The 17,415-nt window shown below is 67.8% G+C and carries 14 protein-coding genes; 5 read left to right on the top strand and 9 right to left on the bottom strand.

Annotated features, from left to right (window positions below; translation table 11 throughout):
- The first annotated feature begins 10 nt into the window (after positions 1-10).
- Together ABZX86_RS03500 and ABZX86_RS03495 are read left to right on the top strand one after the other, a co-directional pair.
- The gene (locus tag ABZX86_RS03500) at positions 11-1,876 is read left to right on the top strand and encodes a sensor domain-containing phosphodiesterase (RefSeq protein WP_355119546.1); all 1,866 of its coding nucleotides are present in this window, start codon (positions 11-13) and stop codon (positions 1,874-1,876) included.
- A gap of 97 nt (positions 1,877-1,973) precedes the next feature.
- Complete coding sequence (locus ABZX86_RS03495) at positions 1,974-2,918, top strand: SDR family oxidoreductase (RefSeq protein WP_355119544.1); 945 nt, start codon at positions 1,974-1,976, stop codon at positions 2,916-2,918.
- Positions 2,919-3,020: 102 nt separating this feature from the next.
- On the opposite strand, the gene soxR is transcribed toward ABZX86_RS03495, so the two are convergent.
- Positions 3,021-3,548: a redox-sensitive transcriptional activator SoxR gene (soxR, locus tag ABZX86_RS03490; RefSeq protein ID WP_355119542.1), complete on the bottom strand. Its 528-nt coding sequence runs from the start codon at positions 3,546-3,548 to the stop codon at positions 3,021-3,023.
- Between the two features lie 75 nt (positions 3,549-3,623).
- Here soxR and arcA point away from each other — a divergent pair, with 75 nt between their 5' ends.
- Together arcA and ABZX86_RS03480 are read left to right on the top strand one after the other, a co-directional pair.
- Positions 3,624-4,853 (top strand): arginine deiminase, encoded by a 1,230-nt coding sequence (gene arcA / locus ABZX86_RS03485; protein ID WP_355119540.1) that lies wholly within the window; start codon positions 3,624-3,626, stop codon positions 4,851-4,853.
- A 6-nt stretch (positions 4,854-4,859) separates the two neighbouring features.
- A complete protein-coding gene (locus tag ABZX86_RS03480; RefSeq protein WP_327142165.1) occupies positions 4,860-5,228 on the top strand; it encodes a GntR family transcriptional regulator in 369 nt (122 codons plus the stop codon).
- Between the two features lie 5 nt (positions 5,229-5,233).
- Here the strand turns inward: ABZX86_RS03480 and ABZX86_RS03475 are convergent, their stop codons facing one another.
- Positions 5,234-6,838, bottom strand: coding sequence for a phospholipid carrier-dependent glycosyltransferase (locus ABZX86_RS03475; protein WP_327142164.1), 1,605 nt, complete (start codon positions 6,836-6,838; stop codon positions 5,234-5,236).
- A gap of 349 nt (positions 6,839-7,187) precedes the next feature.
- Here ABZX86_RS03475 and rsmI point away from each other — a divergent pair, with 349 nt between their 5' ends.
- Positions 7,188-8,042 carry a 16S rRNA (cytidine(1402)-2'-O)-methyltransferase gene (gene rsmI, locus ABZX86_RS03470; protein WP_327142163.1) on the top strand — a complete coding sequence of 285 codons (855 nt, stop codon included), beginning with the start codon at positions 7,188-7,190 and terminating at the stop codon, positions 8,040-8,042.
- A 106-nt stretch (positions 8,043-8,148) separates the two neighbouring features.
- Here rsmI and ABZX86_RS03465 read toward each other — a convergent pair whose 3' ends face one another.
- The 7 genes from ABZX86_RS03465 to ABZX86_RS03435 are packed head-to-tail and all read right to left on the bottom strand — an operon-like array spanning position 8,149 to position 17,048.
- Positions 8,149-10,296 carry an MMPL family transporter gene (locus ABZX86_RS03465; RefSeq protein ID WP_355119856.1) on the bottom strand — a complete coding sequence of 716 codons (2,148 nt, stop codon included), beginning with the start codon at positions 10,294-10,296 and terminating at the stop codon, positions 8,149-8,151.
- Positions 10,296-11,483, bottom strand: coding sequence for a peptide synthetase (locus ABZX86_RS03460; protein ID WP_355119537.1), 1,188 nt, complete (start codon positions 11,481-11,483; stop codon positions 10,296-10,298). The genes ABZX86_RS03465 and ABZX86_RS03460 overlap by 1 nt, the downstream gene beginning before the upstream one ends.
- 30 nt (positions 11,484-11,513) lie before the next feature.
- Positions 11,514-12,578 carry an NAD-dependent epimerase/dehydratase family protein gene (locus tag ABZX86_RS03455; RefSeq protein WP_355119535.1) on the bottom strand — a complete coding sequence of 355 codons (1,065 nt, stop codon included), beginning with the start codon at positions 12,576-12,578 and terminating at the stop codon, positions 11,514-11,516.
- Positions 12,578-12,850, bottom strand: coding sequence for a hypothetical protein (locus ABZX86_RS03450; protein WP_355119533.1), 273 nt, complete (start codon positions 12,848-12,850; stop codon positions 12,578-12,580). The genes ABZX86_RS03455 and ABZX86_RS03450 overlap by 1 nt, the downstream gene beginning before the upstream one ends.
- A 1-nt stretch (position 12,851) precedes the next feature.
- Positions 12,852-15,089: an AMP-binding protein gene (locus tag ABZX86_RS03445; RefSeq protein ID WP_355119531.1), complete on the bottom strand. Its 2,238-nt coding sequence runs from the start codon at positions 15,087-15,089 to the stop codon at positions 12,852-12,854.
- Positions 15,086-15,997, bottom strand: coding sequence for a hypothetical protein (locus tag ABZX86_RS03440; RefSeq protein WP_355119529.1), 912 nt, complete (start codon positions 15,995-15,997; stop codon positions 15,086-15,088). The genes ABZX86_RS03445 and ABZX86_RS03440 overlap by 4 nt, the downstream gene beginning before the upstream one ends.
- 1 nt (position 15,998) lies before the next feature.
- Positions 15,999-17,048 carry a 3-oxoacyl-[acyl-carrier-protein] synthase III C-terminal domain-containing protein gene (locus ABZX86_RS03435; protein ID WP_355119527.1) on the bottom strand — a complete coding sequence of 350 codons (1,050 nt, stop codon included), beginning with the start codon at positions 17,046-17,048 and terminating at the stop codon, positions 15,999-16,001.
- Between the last annotated feature and the right edge of the window lie 367 nt (positions 17,049-17,415).

The raw sequence follows: 17,415 nt of genomic DNA, 5'->3' as shown, positions 1-17,415 counted from the left end.
CGGAGACAAGGTGCCTCGGCAGACGCTCGACTCACTGGTAACCCAGGTTGCCTCGGAGTTGATGGGTGTCGACGCCACCACGATGGTGGCGGCGAGTGAGCGCGTGCTGTCCTGGCTCGTCGAGCACTTCGATGTCGACTTCAGCTATCTGCGCCACACCGACCGGGAACGACGTGCCTCCGTGCTCATTGCGGAATGGCCGAGCCGTTCGGTCACCATCGAACCGGACCCATTGCGCGTCACCTACTTCGATCGCGCCGATTCGGTGTTCGCGAAGCTGGAGAACGCCACCGAACCGCTGATCGTGCGGCCGATCCCCGAACACGCCGACTATCAGCACACCATCCATCTGTCCTCCGGGATCCCGCAGGTGTCGATGGCGTGTGTGCCACTGGTATCGCGCGGCGAATCGACCGGTGTGCTCGGTTTCGTCAAGGAGGGCGATCGCGAATGGAGTACGCGAGAGCTCAATGTGCTCAAGGCGATTGCCGCGCTGTTCGCGCAGCTGCAGGCGCGCGTGGTGGCCGAGGAGCGGCTGCGCTATATCGCCATGCACGACGATCTGACCGGGCTGGCCAATCGGCGCGCGCTGCTCGAGCATATGGAGGAGCGACTGCGGACGGGAGCTCCCGGTCCGGTGGCGGCGTTCTTCCTGGATCTGGACCGGCTCAAGGCGCTCAACGACTTCCTCGGGCACACGGCGGGGGACAATTTCATTCGCACGCTGGCCACGCGGCTGCGTGATCACCTCGATCCCGGCGACATGATCGCGCGGCTGGGCGGCGACGAGTTCGTCATCGTCCCGGCCAAGCCGATGGACGCCGGTGCGGCCGATCTCGAGGCCACCCGGATCCAGCAGCTGATCGCCCGGCGGGTGACGGTCGGCGGGGAGACGGTCAGCCGCGGCGCGAGTGTGGGTGTGGCCGTGGGCATTCCGGGGGAGACCACGGTCGCCGATGTGCTGCGCCGCGCCGATCACGCACTGCTGTCCGCGAAGTCGAGCGGCGGCAATGGCGTCGCGGTCTTCACCGATGCCATGCGCGCCCAGTTCGAACTGCAGGACGATGTCGAGCTGAATCTGCGCGGCGCGGTGTCGGATGGTTCGCTGATCCTGCACTATCAGCCGGAAGTGGACCTACGCACCGGCCGGGTGGTGGCGCTCGAAGCGCTGGTGCGCTGGCAGCATCCCACGCGCGGACTGCTGCCTCCGGGCGCGTTCGTCGGCGTGGCGGAGGCCACCAATCTCGCGGGTGAGCTGGGGCGCTGGGTGATTCGCACGGCGTGTGAGCAGTTCGCGTCGTGGCGCCGGCGGGGCCTGGCCTCGAGTGTGGTCATCCGTATCAATGTGTCGCCGGTGCAGCTGGTGAGTCTCGACTTCGTGGAGACCATGGAGGGGATTCTGCGCCGCTACGGCATCGACGGCAGTTCGGTCTGCCTGGAGATCACCGAACATGTGGTGGTGCAGGATCTCGCGCGCACCCAGGTGACGCTGCGCGGGCTCAAGCGCATGGGCGTGCAGATCGCCATCGACGACTTCGGCACCGGCTACTCCTCGCTCTCCCATCTCAAGGCGCTGCCGGTCGACGCGGTCAAGATCGACCGTGGTTTCGTGCAGCGCCTGGGCGCCAGCGCGGACGATCTGGCCATTGTGAAATCGATTGTCGGACTGGCAGGTTCGTTCGGTCTCGGCGTGGTCGGCGAGGGTGTGGAAACGACCGTCGCGGCGCGCACCCTGGTGGCTCTCGGGTGCTATCGTGCGCAGGGATTTCTGATCGCGCGACCCATGCCCGCCGATGAGGTGGAGCAGCATCTGGCCGCCGGGCGCATCGCCCTCGACCTGGATCTACCGGGTACCGGTCGGATGGGTACCCCCTGAAAATAGGGGCTCGATTGGGGGTCGCGCTGCTCGCGAGCGCACCTGAGCGCGTAGTACGTTCGTGGACTAAAGGGGCGATCAAGGGATGTGGACCGGCGTGCGCGAGCGAAGCTTCAGCGGCAAGAAGACTCTGATCACCGGAGCTGCCAGCGGCATCGGGCGCTCCACCGCCCTCGCCGCGGCCCGTAGCGGGGCGCAGCTGATACTGACGGACGTGAATTCCGACGGCCTGGATACGGCGGTCGCGGAGATCCGCGCCGCGGGCGGGGTGGTCGACTTCGCGCAGGCCCTCGATATCAGCGACTACGACGCCGTCACCGCCTTCGCCGGGCAGGTGCACGAGCAGGTAGGCGCGCTCGACGTGGTGATGAATATCGCCGGTGTCTCGACCTGGGGCACGGTCGAGAACCTCGAGCACAAGCACTGGAAGCGCATGGTCGATGTGAACCTCATGGGTCCCATCCATGTGATCGAGAACTTCGTGCCGCCGATGATCAAGGCGGGACGCGGCGGGGCGCTGGTCAATGTGTCCTCGGCGGCCGGGCTGATGGCCTTCCCCTGGCATGCGGCGTACAGCGCGAGCAAATACGGGCTGCGCGGGGTTTCGGAGGTGCTGCGGTTCGATCTGGAGCGGCACGATATCTCCGTGCACCTGGTGGTGCCGGGTGCGGTGGACACCCCGCTGGTGCAGAGCGTGGATATTGTCGGCGTGGATCGGGACGATCCGCGAATCCAGGCCTGGATCAATCGTTTCCGCCGGCATGCCAAGAATCCGGACGAGGTGGCGCAGTCGATTCTGTCGGGAGTGCAGAAGGGCCGGTACCTGATTCACACCCAGTTCGATATCCGCTTCGGTTACTGGTGGGTGCGCAAGTTCGCCTGGCCGTACGAATTCGCCATGCGCCGCGCCAATGCGCTGTTCACGACGTTCCTGCCGCGCGTGCAGGTCGCGGAGATCCCGCCGAAGCCGGAACTCCCGAAAGCCCAATCCGAGCCCGAGCCCGTGAAGGCCCCGAAGCCCGAGCTCACGCCCGAGGCCTAGACCCCGTCATCCCGGCATGCGTTCGGCCGGGATCTCGCTGGGTCCGATGGATCCCGGCCAAAAGCGCGCCGGGATGACGGGGGTCTTCTCCCGAGGTGCAGCTCAGGAAGTTTCCGCCAGCGGCAGTTCGCAGCCCGCATGGTCGGCGCTCTCGTGCTTGCCGCAGGATTCGGCGGCGTGCACGTCCAGCACGCGTGCGCCCGGACCCTCGTCGCCGAGGTGATCGTGCGCATTGACGATTTTGCAGGTCCCCAGGGACAGGCAGCCGCAGCCGATGCAGCCGGTGAGGCTGTCGCGCAGGCGAATCAGCTGTTCGATGCGCTCGTCGAGATCGGATCGCCACGCCGTCGACAGCGCCTCCCAGTCGCGCCGCGTGGGGTTGCGGCCGTCGGGCAGATTGTCGAGGGCCTGGCGGATTTCGCCGAGCGGAATTCCGACACGCTGTGAGATGCGGATGAAGGCCACCCGGCGCAGGGTTTCCCGGGGGTAGCGGCGTTGATTGCCGCTGGTTCGGCGGGCTGTGATCAAGCCCTCACGTTCGTAGAAATGCAAGGCGGACACCGTAACTCCGGCGCGTTGTGCCAGCTGGCCCGGCGTCAATTCCTTCGCCTGCCATGACGCGGTCTGCATACCTGAAGGTTAGTCGAGGTTTTTCCCGCGCGCGAATTGCATGCCTTCTGTGCCGCGGGGAACTACCGTCAGGATATGGGAACAAAGGCTGCGCCCACGGCGCGACCGTTTTCCGTGACCTCGGAAGTCGGCGCACTGCGCACGGTGCTGCTGCACCGGCCGGGTGACGAACTGCGCCGGCTCACCCCTCGCAACAATGATCAGTTGCTCTTCGACGCCATTCCGTGGGTGGAACGGGCGCAGCAGGAGCACGACCTCTTCGCCGGGGTGTTGCGCGAGCGCGGGGTCGAGGTACTGCTGCTGGCCGATCTGCTCACCGAGACCATCGCGGTCAGCGGGGCGGCCCGGATACAGGGCATCTCCGGTGCGGTGGACGCGCGGCGGCTCGGGCATGCGCTCGCCGACGAGCTGGCGGCCTATCTGCGCACGGTGCCCGCGCCGGATCTGGCGCAGCTGCTGATGGCGGGCATGACCTTCGACGAGCTGCCCTTCGGGCCCGATCACACCTCGCTGGTGGTGCGCATGCACCACGGGCACGATTTTGTCATCGACCCGCTGCCGAATCTGCTCTTCACCAGGGATTCGTCATTCTGGGTGGGTCCGCGGGTGGCCATCACCTCGCTCGCGCTGCCCGCGCGGGCGCGGGAGACCTCGCTGACCGATCTCATCTACGCCTTCCATCCGCGTTTCCTGGGGGTGCGGCGGGCCTACGAATCGCATACCGCGCCCATCGAGGGCGGCGATGTGCTGCTGCTGGCCAAGGGCGTGGTGGCGGTCGGCGTGGGGGAGCGCACCACGCCCGCCGGTGCGGAAGCCTTGGCGCGCAGCCTCTTCGAGGACGATCTCGCGCATACCGTGCTGGCGGTGCCGATCGCGCAGACCCGGGCCACCATGCATCTGGACACGGTCTGCACCATGGTCGACACCGATGCCATGGTCATGTACCCGAATCTGCAGGATTCCCTGTGCGCGTTCACCATTCGCAAGGAGGTGGACGGGACGGTGCATATGCTGGGACCGGACCCCTTCCTGCCGGCCGCGGCGAAGGCCATGGGCATCGGTGAGCTGCGGGTCATCGATACCGGCCTGGATGGTGTTGCCGCCGAACGGGAACAGTGGGACGACGGCAACAACACGCTGGCCCTCGCGCCGGGCGTGGTCGTCGCCTACGAACGCAATGAGATGACCAATGCGCGGCTCGCCGACGCCGGTATCGAGGTATTGGCCATTCCGGGTTCCGAATTGGGTTCCGGCCGAGGCGGTCCGCGCTGTCTGTCCTGCCCGCTGTCGCGTGACGAGGTGTGAAAAACCATGCTCGACATCCCGGTTGACCACCATTCGACGGTGCCGCCGTACGAACAGCTGCGCCAGGGCATCGTCGCCCGGGTGCGGTCCGGGGAGCTCGCCGCCGGGACCAAGATCCCCACGGTGCGCGCGCTGGCGGCGCAGCTGACGCTCGCGCCCAATACGGTGGCGCGCGCCTACCGCGAGCTCGAACAGGACGGTGTGCTCGAAACCCGCGGCCGCCTGGGCTCTTTCATCGCCTCGTCGGGTGATCCGACCCGGGATGTGGCCGGTCGCGCCGCCACCGAATACGTGGCGGTGATCCGGCGGCTCGGGCTGGATGACGAAGCGGCGGTGCGTTATCTACGTGCGGCGCTGGGCGAGATCCGGCACTGATCGGCTCAGCGCCAGCTGGGTAACCACAGGTGGTCGTGCCAGCTGCCCGTGGTGATGGGCATGCCCGTGAGAATCGGCCAGAGCCAGATGAAATTGGCGATGACCAGCGCTACGTACAGGCAGACCAGTAGAAGCCCGAGCCCCTGCCGTTCGCTCTGCGGCGCGAACTGCTGCCAGCCCGGCGCGCCCGATAGTCGCCGCCCGCTCGGTGGGGCGTGGCCGAGGACATCGCCGAGCACCAGCGCGACACCCATGGCCAGGAAGGGCGCCATCGGGACGGCGTAGAAGAAGTACATCTGCCGGTCCAGCTGCAGGAACCACGGCAGCAGTCCGGCGCAGTAGCCGACCAGCATGGCCGCGTACCGCCAGTCGCGCCGCACGAAGCTGCGCCACACCGCCCAGCCCAGCATGGGGAAGGCCACCCACCAGAGCGCAGGCGTGCCGATCAGCATGACGGCCTTCACGCACACCGCCTGCCCGCAGCCGCCCACCCCGCTGTCGGCGTAGTAGTAGAGCATGGGCCGCAGTCCCATCGGCCAGGTCCACGGCTTCGATTCCCACGGATGGTGATTGCCCGCGGAATTGGTGAGGCCCTCGTGGAAGGTCAGCACCTCGCCGCCGTAGTACCAGAGCGAGCGCAGTGCGGTCGGCACCCAGTCGAAGGCGCCGCCGCGACCCACGTGGATGCCCACCGCGTATCGGTCGTAGCTGGTCTCATTGGCGAACCAGGCCCAGAAGGTGCCCATGTAGACCAGGAACGGCACCACCGTGAGCGACCAGAACGCGGGCCCGAGATCGCGGACCGCGGTGCCGGCCCACGGCCGCCGCACCCGGTAGCCGCGGCGGGCGGCCAGATCGAAGGCGAGGCTCATGGCGGCGAAGGCGGCCACGAAATACATTCCGGACCATTTGGTTCCGCAGGCCAGGCCGAGCAGCAGGCCCGCGCCGAAGCGCCACCAGCGCACGCCGAAGCGCGGGCCGTACTCGCTGTCGTCGATGCGTCCCTCGGCATAGACCAGGGCGATGCGCGCCCGCATCTCATCGCGGTCCACGATCAGGCAGCCGAAGGCGCCGAGCACGAAGATGGCCTGGAAGATATCGAGCATTCCGAGCCGCGAGGAGACGAAGCTGACGCCGTCGGCAATGAGCAGAATGCCGGCGAACGCGCCGATGAGCGTGGATCGGGTCATGCGCCGGGTTATGCGAATCACCAGGAACACCAGCAGGGTTCCGCAGACGGCGGCCGAGAAGCGCCAGCCCCAGCCGGTATAGCCGAAGAGGGCCTCGCCCAGGGCGATCATGTCCTTGCCGATCGGCGGGTGCACCACCAGCCCGTAGCCCGGATTGTCCTCGACGCCGCCGCCGGTGAGGATCTGCCAGGCCTGCGGCGCGTAATGCTTCTCGTCGAAGACGGGCGTCTTGCCGTCGGTCGGATATCCGAGCTGGATGAAGCGGGTGAGTCCGGCCACGGCGGTGAGGAAGAGCGTGACCACCCATCCGCGCGCCCGGTCGGTAGGCCCGAAATCCGGTGAGGGTCGCAGCGGCGCCGGGCTGGACAGCGCCACCCCCGCCTCCGTAGCTGGCGGTCGCGCGTCGGTCACCTGGGTCACGCCGTTGATGTTAGGCGGTAAGCGGCCTGAGGTCGCGCCCCGGGAAGCGCCGCATCGCCCGGGCCCTGCCGCCCCACCTCGCGCTACGTGTCGTCTGCCCACCTCGTGGCCGTTCCGGCTGGCGTGTTGTCGGCGGCGGCGCCGGCCGATCGGGGCAGCAGCGCTTGTGTTCCCGACCGGGGCTACCGCAGCGGCGGTCGATCGGTCCGGCGGGGCCCGGTGACTGCGCCCGTATGCTGGCACGGTCCGGATCGCGGCATGCGTCCGCGGCAGCCGCGGAGCGATGCGGCCGGGTTCTCGAGGACAACACTGTCGGGGGCGATGTAGTCCATCTACGAACAGGAGTGCAATGAGCGGCGAGCCGATCGCGGCCGGACGTCTGGTGCTCGCGGCGACACCGATGGGCGATATCGGCGACGCGTCGCAGCGACTGCGGGATGCGCTGGGCTCGGCGGATATCGTCGCCGCCGAGGACACCCGCCGCACCCGCTCGCTCGCCAAGGCGCTCGAGGTGGAGATCACCGGGCGCGTGGTGAGTTTCTACGATCATGTCGAGACGGCCCGGATTCCCATGCTGCTGGACGAGATCGGGGCCGGTCGCACCGTGCTGCTGGTCACCGATGCGGGCATGCCCTCGGTCAGCGATCCGGGGTACACCATGGTCGCCGCCTGTGTGGAGCGCGGTCTCCCCATCACCTGCCTGCCCGGTCCCTCGGCGGTCACCACCGCGCTGGCACTGTCCGGTCTCCCGGTCGAGCGCTTCTGCTTCGACGGCTTCGCCCCGCGTAAATCCGGTCAGCGCAAGGAGTGGTTCCGGACGCTGGCCTCGGAACAGCGCGCGGTCGCCTTCTTCGAGGCCCCGCACCGCCTGGGCGATTGCCTGGCCGATGCGGTCGAGATTCTCGGGCCCACCCGGCGTGCCGCCGTCTGCCGCGAACTCACCAAGACCTACGAGGAGGTTCGGCGCGGCACCCTGGCCGAGCTGGCCGCCTGGGCCGCCGATGGGGCGCGGGGTGAGATCACCGTGGTTCTCGAAGGCGCGCAACCGGTTTCGGAGGAACCCGCCGATCTGGTGAGCCAGGTCGAGGCTCTCATCTCCGGCGGCCTGCGCCTCAAGGACGCCTGCGCCGAGGTCTCCGCGGCCACCGGCGCCTCCCGCCGCGAACTCTACGACGCGGTCCTCTCCTCCCGCACCGCCGACTGACGTACCGCTGGTCTGCGAGCCCAACCCCGTCATCCCGGTGCGCTTTTAGCCGGGATCCACACTCGCTAGGCGGATCCGGCCAAAGATGCCGGGATGACGGGTGGGTTTACCCGCTCCTGGATTCTTGCGGGAGAGCGCTCTCGGCGTCGATTTCGTTGTGCGGCAGCGGTTTTACTCTGCTGCGCAGGGGTGTCCACCAGTTGGCGGGGCCCATGAGTTTGACGAGGGCCGGGACCAGGAGCATGCGGACCAGGGTGGCGTCGATGATCAGGGCGATCACCATGCCGAGGCCGAGGAAGCGCATCGGGGTGAGGGGCGAGAGGGTGAAGGCTCCGGTGATGAGGACGAGAAGGGCTGCGGCCGCGGTGATTACGCGGGCCGTCTGGACCGTGCCGGTGCGGACCGCTTCCTCGGTATCGGCTCCGGCCTCGTGCGCTTCCACCATGCGGGAGAGCAGGAAGACCTCGTAGTCGGTGGAGAGCCCGAAGACCACGGCGATGATCAGCACCATCATGCTGGCCGAGACCGGGCCGACGCTCACGCCCAGAATGCCCGCCAGATGGCCCTTGTCGAAGATCCAGGTGAGTATGCCGAAGGTGGCGGCCAGGCTGAGGAAGGCCATGAGCACCGCTTTGACCGGCAGCACCACGGACCGGAACGCGAGGCCGAGCATGAGCAGGGTGGCGAGCACCATGACGGTGATCATCAGCGGGAGATTGGACAGCACCGCCGTGACACTGTCCGCGGTGGCGGCGCTTTCGCCGCCGACCTGTAGGGAAAGGCCGTCGAGCTGTAAGTCGCGCAGGCGGTGCACGGTCTGCTGCGCGGCCGGTGAGCGGTCGGGCGCGACCAGCACCGTGTGAATGATGGCGACACTGTCGCGGGTCTCCAGATGCAGCGCCTGTTTGACGCCCTGAACCGCGCCCAGCTCGCGCAGCGCGGTGCTGATAGCGGCGGGAGTCGGTGCGCTGCCGTCGGATTCGCGCACGAGCACGGTCGCACCGCTGTTCGCGGCGGGGAAGCGGGCCGACAATTCCTCTACGGCCGTGCGGGTTTCATTGCCCGCGGGCAGTGCGGTGTGGTCGATATCGCCGAGCCGGACGCCGGTCAGCGGGGCGGCCAGCACCAGCAGCAGGGCGCCGACCGCAATGGCGACCGCGCCGGGGCGGCGCATGACCGCGGTGACCACGCGGCCCCAGAACCGGTGTGCGCGTTCCTCGGAGCGTTCGAAAGCGTCTGCGCGCCAACTCCATTTGCCGATCCGGGGACCGAGCAGGGCGAGTGCGGCGGGGAGTGCGGTCACCGACAGGAGCGCCGCCAGGCCGACGGCCGCGATGGCGCCGAATCCGAGGGAGCGCAGTACCGCCTGCGGGAAGACGAAGGTGCCCGCGAAGGCGCACATCAGCAGGACCGCGGAGAACAGCACGGTGCGGCCCGCGGTATCGAGCGCGCGGGCGACCGCCGCCTCCGTGGAGCGGCCCTGCACGAGTTCCTCACGGAATCGCCCGACGATGAAAAGCCCGTAGTCGATGGCCAATCCGAGCCCGAGCAGTGAGACGACGTTCATCGCGAACACGCTGACTTCGGTGAACTGGGCGATGATGCCGACGGCGCCCAGCGCGCCGATCACCGCGAGCGAACCGACGATCACCGGCAGCGAGGCCGCCACGATGCCGCCGAAGACGAGCACCAGTACCAGCGCGGTCAGCGGAATCGAAATCGATTCGGCCACAATCAGATCGTGCCGGGACTGGTCGCTGATGGCCTGCGCGAGCGCGCTGTACCCGGTCATCTTGGTCTGCAGGCCCGGCAGCCGCAGCGCGTCCGCGATCTGGGGATACACCGCAATGCGATGGTTTTCGTCACCGGCCGCGAACACCACGGCCACCGCCTCCCGCCCATCGGCGGAGCGCAGATACTGCGATCGCGTACTGTTCCAATAGCTTTCGACCGGCCGATCCAGCAGTTTCGGATCGACCTTCGCCACCGCCGCCTGCACCTGCGGCCCGATATCGGCCAGCGTCTGCCCCTCCGGTGCGGTGTAAATAGCCACCACATCCGGATTCTGCGGCCCCACCGCCTGTTTCACCCAGTCGTCGACCGCACTGGATTCACTGCCCGGATCGGTATACCCCGCCGCACTGACCTTGCTCGCCAGCCCGGTGGCGAACAGCCCGCACGCCAGCGCGAACAACACCGCCACCACCAGCACAGTCTTCGGCCGCGCCACCACAATCCGCGCCCACCCCGTAATCATGATGCGGTGGAGTCCGAGGGGGCGAATTCGGTTTCCAGGGTGGTGACGATGCGGTCCAGGAGGGCGTCGAGGCGGGCGGGGATGCCGCGGCCGCTGCGGGCGGAGACCGTGAGTTCGGTGCGGCCGCCGCCTTCGGTGAGCCCGAAGAGCAGCGGCATGGCGACGCTGTGCTGGGGGAGCACGCGGACCGAGGTGGGGGTGAAGCCGGGGACGGCCATGTCCTCGAAGTCGTAGCGGCCCATATGGGAGACGGTGGCGGAGGCCAGGTTCCGGCCCAGGCGGGCGCCCGCCCAATTGAGCGAGCGCAGCAGGACCTTACCGGCGGCGGGCGGCACATTGGACAGCCGCGCGGCTTCCATCTGATTGAGTTCGCGGCGCTCCTGCAGGCCGATCTTCTTGTCCGCGTTGAGCTGCTTCCAGTCGACGCCGGGACTCGCATCCAGGAACAGCGGCAGCGCCAGATTGGCGGTGGAGCGCAGTTCCGGATCGTGGCGGCGCAGATCGACCGGGATCATGATGCGCGAGACCGGCCCGCCCTCATCGGCCAGAATCGCCGCGACGCGCACCATGGCGCCGGGTCCGGTGGCATTGATGGTGCGGTGGCGCAACAGGTGTCGCGGCTGACCCGCATCCTGCCGGCCGGTGCCGAGCGCGGAGCGCCAGCGCGGCAGCATGAGCGCGGGACGGCCGGGCGCGCCGACCTTGCGCACCAATTCCTCGTCGGCAATGGGGTCGGCCGCACCGATCGGTTCCTGCCCGCGCAGCGCCCGCAGCACATCGGTGGCCCACATGACCATGCCCATACCGTCCATGACGCCGTGGAACACCCGGAAGATCACGGTGACCGGATCGGCGGTGAGCAGCAGCACCTCGGTGGTGGCCGCGGACGTCGGCCCGATCGGGCTGTTCAGCACCGGATCGCCCTCCAGCGCAGGGTATTCCAGCACATGAGGCACCGCTCGCACGGCGGGCGCCTGCCCGCTGTCCACCCAGTACTTACCCTCGCGGACCAGTCGCGCACCCGGATTCGCCTCGGACGCTACGGCTACGGCCCGCCGCAGTTCCTCCGCGTCCAGGCCGCCGGTGCCCTCGATGGCCAGCTGCATGAGGAACGGGGGAGCCAGTTCCCGCATGGGGAAGTACATCAGCTCGGTGGGGGAGATGGGGCGGCGGAAGGTGCTCATACGTGCGTCTCCTGCAGGGGTGACCGCGAATTACCGCAGTTCTTTGGTCAATTCGACAATGCCGCCCTGGGTTTCGAGCCAGGCCAGGAAGGTGGCGAGCCCGGTCTCGCGATCCATGACCGGCCGGTACCCGAAATCCCTGGTGGCGGCGCCGGTGTCGTAGGTGGCCGTACGGGTCATCAGCGCCACCACATACCGCGAGAGCGGCGGCGACCAGCGGGTGGCGACGGCCGGAATGCGCCAGATGGTGTCGATGATCGCTACCGCCGCATTCAGTACCCGCGGATTGGGCTGCCGGCTGGGCGGCTCGTAGCCGAGGTCGGTCGCGACCTCGCCGAGGAAGCCCCAGACATTCGTCTGCTCGCCGTCGGCGATGAAATACGCCTTGCCGCCGGACTTCTCGGATGCTGCCGCCCAGGTGCAGGCCGCGGCGATATTCTCGACATGGCAGAGCGAGGCGTAGACGTCCTTGCCGAACGACAGATCCGGCAGGCTGCCCGCGGCGGCCCGGCTCAGCAGCCGCACGATCGGCCCGGACCGGTCGCCCGCACCCCAGATGGCGCGCGGCCGCAGTGCGCAGGTCGAGAAGCCGGGCGAATTCGCCGCCAGCACAGCGCGTTCCGCGGCGGCCTTGGTCTCGGAGTAGAGGTTCAGGTAGCGGCTCGGATACGGCACCGATTCGTCGATATCGATCTGGTCGCCGCCGTCGCGATCCATGAGCGCGCTGGGGCTGGAGATGAAGACGAAGCGGGAGGCGCCGTTGCGACGGGCGGACTTCAGCAGATGTTCGGTGGCCGTGAGGTTCTCGGCCACGAACTGGGCGCGGGTGCCGCGCTCGTCGACGCGGGCGGCGCTGTGGAACACCACATCGATGCCCTTGGTCGCGGAATCCAGGGAGGCCGCGTCGGTGAGGTCGCCGGTGACGACCTCCACCTGATCGATGACATCGCCGAGATCGCGCAGATTGCTGGTGGCGCGCGCCAGGATCACCACGTTGTACTGTCCGTCGCGGACCAGGCGGCGCACGATCGCGCCGCCGAGGAAACCGGATGCGCCGGTGACCAGCGCCTTCATATTATTGCTCGCTGCGGGCATCAGGCGGCCTCCTGCGTCTTCCACCAGGTGGCTCCGAAAACCTGGGTCAGTACGGCTGTTTCGACGGGGGATCGGCCGGTGCCCGCCGCGGCGCGCAGTGCGGCCGGGATCTGCGCCGCGTGCACCACGGTGCTCAGGAAGACGTCGATCCACCAGACGGCGCGCAGCAGCCGGTTGGCCGGTGCGCGATCGGTCAGGGCGGCGATCAGCCCGGCGGCCAGGTACAGCCAGCCGAGAATCGGAATCGCCCGGAGGGCAGTCGGTTTCAGCATGTCACTTGTCCTCTCCGAGCTGCTGGGTCGCCCAGAGGGACAGCTGCTCGCGGCCGATCTTGGCATTGTGGCGGATATCGACCGGAAACTTCGGATGGAACAGGAAGGTCGCCACCGGTGCGGTCACCTCGAATTCGGTGGCCCGCGTACGCAATTGCGCCGCCAGCAGCACGGTGTCCGCACCGGACTCGGCCTCCACGCACAGCACCGGCTGTTGCGCGCCGCGCGGTCCGACGCCCACCAGGGCGGTGCGGACGACGCCGGGCAGCGTATTGAAGACCTGCTCCACCTGTACCGAGAACATGGGCCCGGCGGCGGTGTGCACACGCTGACTCTTGCGCCCGCAGAACCAGATTCGGCCCTCCTGGTCGATCCAGGCCAGATCGCCGGTGCGATGCCACACGGTATCGCCGTCGATGATCTTGCCGGCGCGATTGGCCTCGCGCGGCCAGTAGTACCGGGTGCTCACATTCGGCCCCGCCACCACGAGCTCGCCGATGCCGCGGGTCGCGACCAGTTCGGCCTCGCGGGCCTCGGCATCGGGCCAGAGCTTGATCGGATCATCGGTGATGGCCACCAGTCGCGCCCGGACGCCCTCGGCCGGGCGGCCGATGCAGGTGCCCTCACCGTGATGGGCGCGTTCGACCAAACCGCCGAGCAGTTCCCGCGATTCGATGGTCGACATGGGCAGCGCCTCGGTGGAGCCGTATCCGGCATGCACCTCGGAGTCCGCGGGCAGCACCTCGCGCAGCCCGGCGATGCACCAGTCCGGCACCGGTGCGCCACCGGAGTAAATGCTGTGCAGCGTAGGAAGTTCCGTCTTCGAACTCTCCAGATACCGCAGCAGCGGGATCAATACGGCGGGCGAGGCGAACATGGTCCGCACCCCGAACCGATTGATGGCATCGGCGACATGCGCCGGATCGGTCGACCCGACCTGACTCGGCACCAGCGGCGGCAGCACACACCGCGCCCCGAGCAGCATGTCCAGAATCCCCACCAGCGGCAGCGTGATCAGCGAGGTGTCCGGTGCGACCCGCCCCCGCGCCGCATCGACCTGATCGACCATGGCCGACAGATTCCCGTGCGTCATCTCGACCGCCTTGGCCGGACCCGTACTGCCTGTGGTGAACGCGATCAGCAGCAGCTCCCCATCGGGCGCGGGCACCCGATCGGCGAGCGAACCGGTTCCGAGAGCGATGGTGTCCCGGGCGCCGGCGCCGGCAGTGCCTGCCCCGGTCGCCCGCCGCTCCCAGCGGGCGCGCGCGCCCACTGCGGTGGAGCGCAGGGTACGCAGACGAGAACCCACCACCGGGCTGAGACGGTCCGCGGTCGCGGCAGCCTTGGCGATCGCCGCACCCCCGCGTCCGGCAGGCGCGTTCTGCTCGAGCGACTCGAGCAGCGTGTGCAGTCGAACGCTCATCGCCCCAGCAGGGGATGGCTTGCCGCCGAGGGTGTTTCGCGCCGCCACCGCGCCGTCGGCGACATTGTCCGGAGCATGCGGAGTACCGAGTCCGTCGTCCACACTCGCCGTAGCCGTGCGGGCCTCGTCCGCGGTCGCGGGCGTATCGGCCTCGCTGTCCGAGCCGGCAGCCGCTTCGGCGTCGTGCTGGTCAACGATCGCGCCGGGTGCGTCGGTCGCGGCCGCGCTCTGGGTGGCCACAGCGGCGGTCCACACATCACGCGTGGTGCCGGACTTGTCGCTCGATATTGGGGTGACTGTATTCAGTGGTGCCGCAGTGGCTTCCGAGCCGCAGGGTGTACCCCAGCTCTGCAGGGTTTCGCCGCCCCAGAACCAGCGGGGGCCGACGGTGATCTTCACGCGGACATCGCGGAAGTAGCGGCTGAACAGGACGCGGGCGGCGTGCGCCTGGGGGATGCCGATGAAGGCTTCGGCGTCGGCGGCGCGCAGGCAGTTGAGCATTTTGCGCAGGCCCATACCGGGGTCGATGACCACCGGGACCGCGCCGATCTTCAACAGCCCCAGCATGATCGCGTACAGCTCGGGGCTGGGCAGCACCAGCACGATGGTGCGGGTACCGCGGCCGACACCCGCGGCGGCCAGGTGGCCGCCGATGGTGTCGGACCAGGTGTCGAGCTCGCGGTAGGTGAGGTGGCGGTAGTCCGGCAGGCCGGTCGCCGCCGTACCGGCAGGGAAGATCACCGCTTCCCGGTCGGGCTGGTCGGCCACGACCGCGCGGAAGCGGTCGATGGCCTGCCAGTACGTAGCGGTCGTCACGCCGCGGCTCCGACGGGGGCGGGGAGCCGGTAGAGCACGGCGGCGGCCGAGGGGCCCGCGCCGGCCGCGACGAACAGCACATGGGTGAAGCCGTCGAGCGCCTTGTCCGCGATGGCCGCGTCGTACGCCAGCGGCAGCGCGGCGGTGTGCGGATCACCCTGGGACAGATCGGGTCCGAAGACCGCGTTCGGTGCGATACCCAGTTCGGCCGCGAGCCGCTCCGGGAAGTCGCCGCTCGGGGTGGACGCGATCAGGGCGGTGGTGGCCTGCTCCGGATCGGCCTCCGACAGCGCCAGCCGGGCCGCGTCGGCGGCGACGGCGAGCAGCCGGTCCTCGGCATCGGGTTCGCGGATCACGGTCATGAGTCCGCGACCGCGCGTACCCATGGTGTTCAGATCCACGTAGGACTCGATGGCGGGAGTGCCGCTACCGGCGACGGTGTGCACCCGGCCGAACCCCTCGGGCTCGTCGGTGTTCTCCAGCAGCAGCGCGGCACCCGAAGTGGCGTAAGGGAATTCGTCATCGCCCGCACCGCGCTTCATGGACGGGTGGGTGTCGCCGGAGACGATCAGCACATGCTCGGCACTGCCGGTCGCGAGGATGGACTGCGCCACCTGCACCGCATTGAGCACGCCCACACCGGCGTTCATCAGGTCGAAGGAGAACGACCGCGGGTCTTCCTTCACATAGTCGAGCCCGATGCCGGCGGCCTTCTGAATGAGCGCCGAGACGGCCGGTTCGACCGTATTCGAGTCACGGAAGATGCCCGCGTTGATCAGCACGCCGACCTGGTCGGGGCGCACCCCGGCCCGCTCCATGCTCTGGCGCGCAGCGGCCCCGCTGAGCTCCACAATGCTGAAAGTGTCTCCGGCCCGGCTGATTCCGGTGGATTTGATACGCACGCCCATGTCAGACCTTCAGAGATGAAATCGTGGTGGACAGGAATCCCCCGACGACGCCGGAGGCGGCGGGGACCATCAGGACCTTGGATCCGGATGCGATGTTCTGCTGGCTCAGCTGATCGTGCAGCACGATGAAATGTGAAGTGGTGGAAGTATTTCCGTACTTCTCGATCACATTCAGGTCCGGCGGCATCGGGTGGCCGAACTCGCGTGCGGCAATCGCGTTCATGAACGGGATCGCGCCGGCGCCGAACTGGTGGTGGATGATGTAGTCGAAGCCCTCGTCCTCGAACGTGGTGCCGCGATCGGCCATGAAGTTGCCCTGGGTGTCGGTCCAGAGCAGGAACCGCGACTCGTTGTGCATCTTCCGGTTGTCCGTGTACAGCGAGACGCCCTGGGATTTCTCACTGGGCATGCCCAGGCACAGGTGCGAGAATTCCGACGCGGTGGTCAGTTCGATGTAGTGAATTTTATCGTTGTCGTCGACGGCCTCATCGATGATGACGGCCGCGCCGGAATCGCCGACGGTGAGCGATGCGAATTGTAGATCGTATTTCTCGGTGATCTCCTCGACCGCTGTTTCGGCGATCGGAGTAATTGCTTCACCACTCACGACCATGCCGCGCTTCACCGCACCCGAACGAATCATTCGATCGAGAATGTAGGTACCGGTCATCATTCCGGCGCAGGCATTGGAAAGGTCGAAGGAAATGGTGTCGGCGCGCGCTCCGAGGTCCCGGGCAAGCGTGCCGGCGAAGGAGGGCTGCATGTACATCTTCGTGCCGCGGCTGCGCGTGATCGAGGTGGAGATGATCACGTCGAGATCGGACGCCGCATACTGTGACCTGGACAAACAGTCCTGGGCGGCATTCATCGCGAGAATGTACGAGTCTTCGTGGTTTTCGGGTGTAGTGTCGCGGAAGCGTCTTTCCTTAACACCTGTGATTTTTTCGAGATCGAAGCCGGGGGTCTCCTTCAATTGCGAGACGAGCTCTTCGGTGGTGACGCGTTTCGATGGCAGGTAGGCGCCTATCGACTCGAATCGAGAATGCGACACAGGGACTCCTGAAAGTGCGAAGAATTGCAATCTGAATCGGTGACGAACTGAGACTACTCGACGGTAACCACGGCTGCGACCGGACGGACGCCCGTGCATTGTCTGAGACATCTTGTTCGGCAAAGGTTTTCGCCGGTGAGAGCATTGGCCTATCATTCGGGCCTGTGAGGGACTTCACCTCTGTCGCCGGGAACAAAAGATGTAACCTGTAGTTACGTGTATTTCCGTTTGAAACTGTCTGAGCGGCAGCGGGTTTCGCCCCGGACATCGATGAACGGCAACCGTCGCACCGGAATTCGCGGGCTGTGGGGTGCGTGAACATCCGATGCACAGCAACGACGGCCCCGAGCGAATTGCTCAGGGCCGT

It is taken from the genome of Nocardia sp. NPDC006630 (assembly GCF_040611495.1).
In the GTDB taxonomy this organism is placed as follows: domain Bacteria; phylum Actinomycetota; class Actinomycetes; order Mycobacteriales; family Mycobacteriaceae; genus Nocardia.
Note: the sequence above shows the minus strand (reverse complement) of the source record. Positions and strands in the feature narration are given on the sequence as shown.

Coding starts and splice junctions, on each gene's coding strand:
- ABZX86_RS03480 (WP_327142165.1), top strand. CDS start 4,860: ATGCTCGACATCCCGGTTGACCACCATTCGACGGTGCCGCCGTACGAA.
- soxR (WP_355119542.1), bottom strand. CDS start 3,548: ATGCAGACCGCGTCATGGCAGGCGAAGGAATTGACGCCGGGCCAGCTG.
- ABZX86_RS03455 (WP_355119535.1), bottom strand. CDS start 12,578: ATGCCCGCAGCGAGCAATAATATGAAGGCGCTGGTCACCGGCGCATCC.
- ABZX86_RS03450 (WP_355119533.1), bottom strand. CDS start 12,850: ATGCTGAAACCGACTGCCCTCCGGGCGATTCCGATTCTCGGCTGGCTG.
- rsmI (WP_327142163.1), top strand. CDS start 7,188: ATGAGCGGCGAGCCGATCGCGGCCGGACGTCTGGTGCTCGCGGCGACA.
- arcA (WP_355119540.1), top strand. CDS start 3,624: ATGGGAACAAAGGCTGCGCCCACGGCGCGACCGTTTTCCGTGACCTCG.
- ABZX86_RS03460 (WP_355119537.1), bottom strand. CDS start 11,483: ATGAGCACCTTCCGCCGCCCCATCTCCCCCACCGAGCTGATGTACTTC.
- ABZX86_RS03440 (WP_355119529.1), bottom strand. CDS start 15,997: ATGGGCGTGCGTATCAAATCCACCGGAATCAGCCGGGCCGGAGACACT.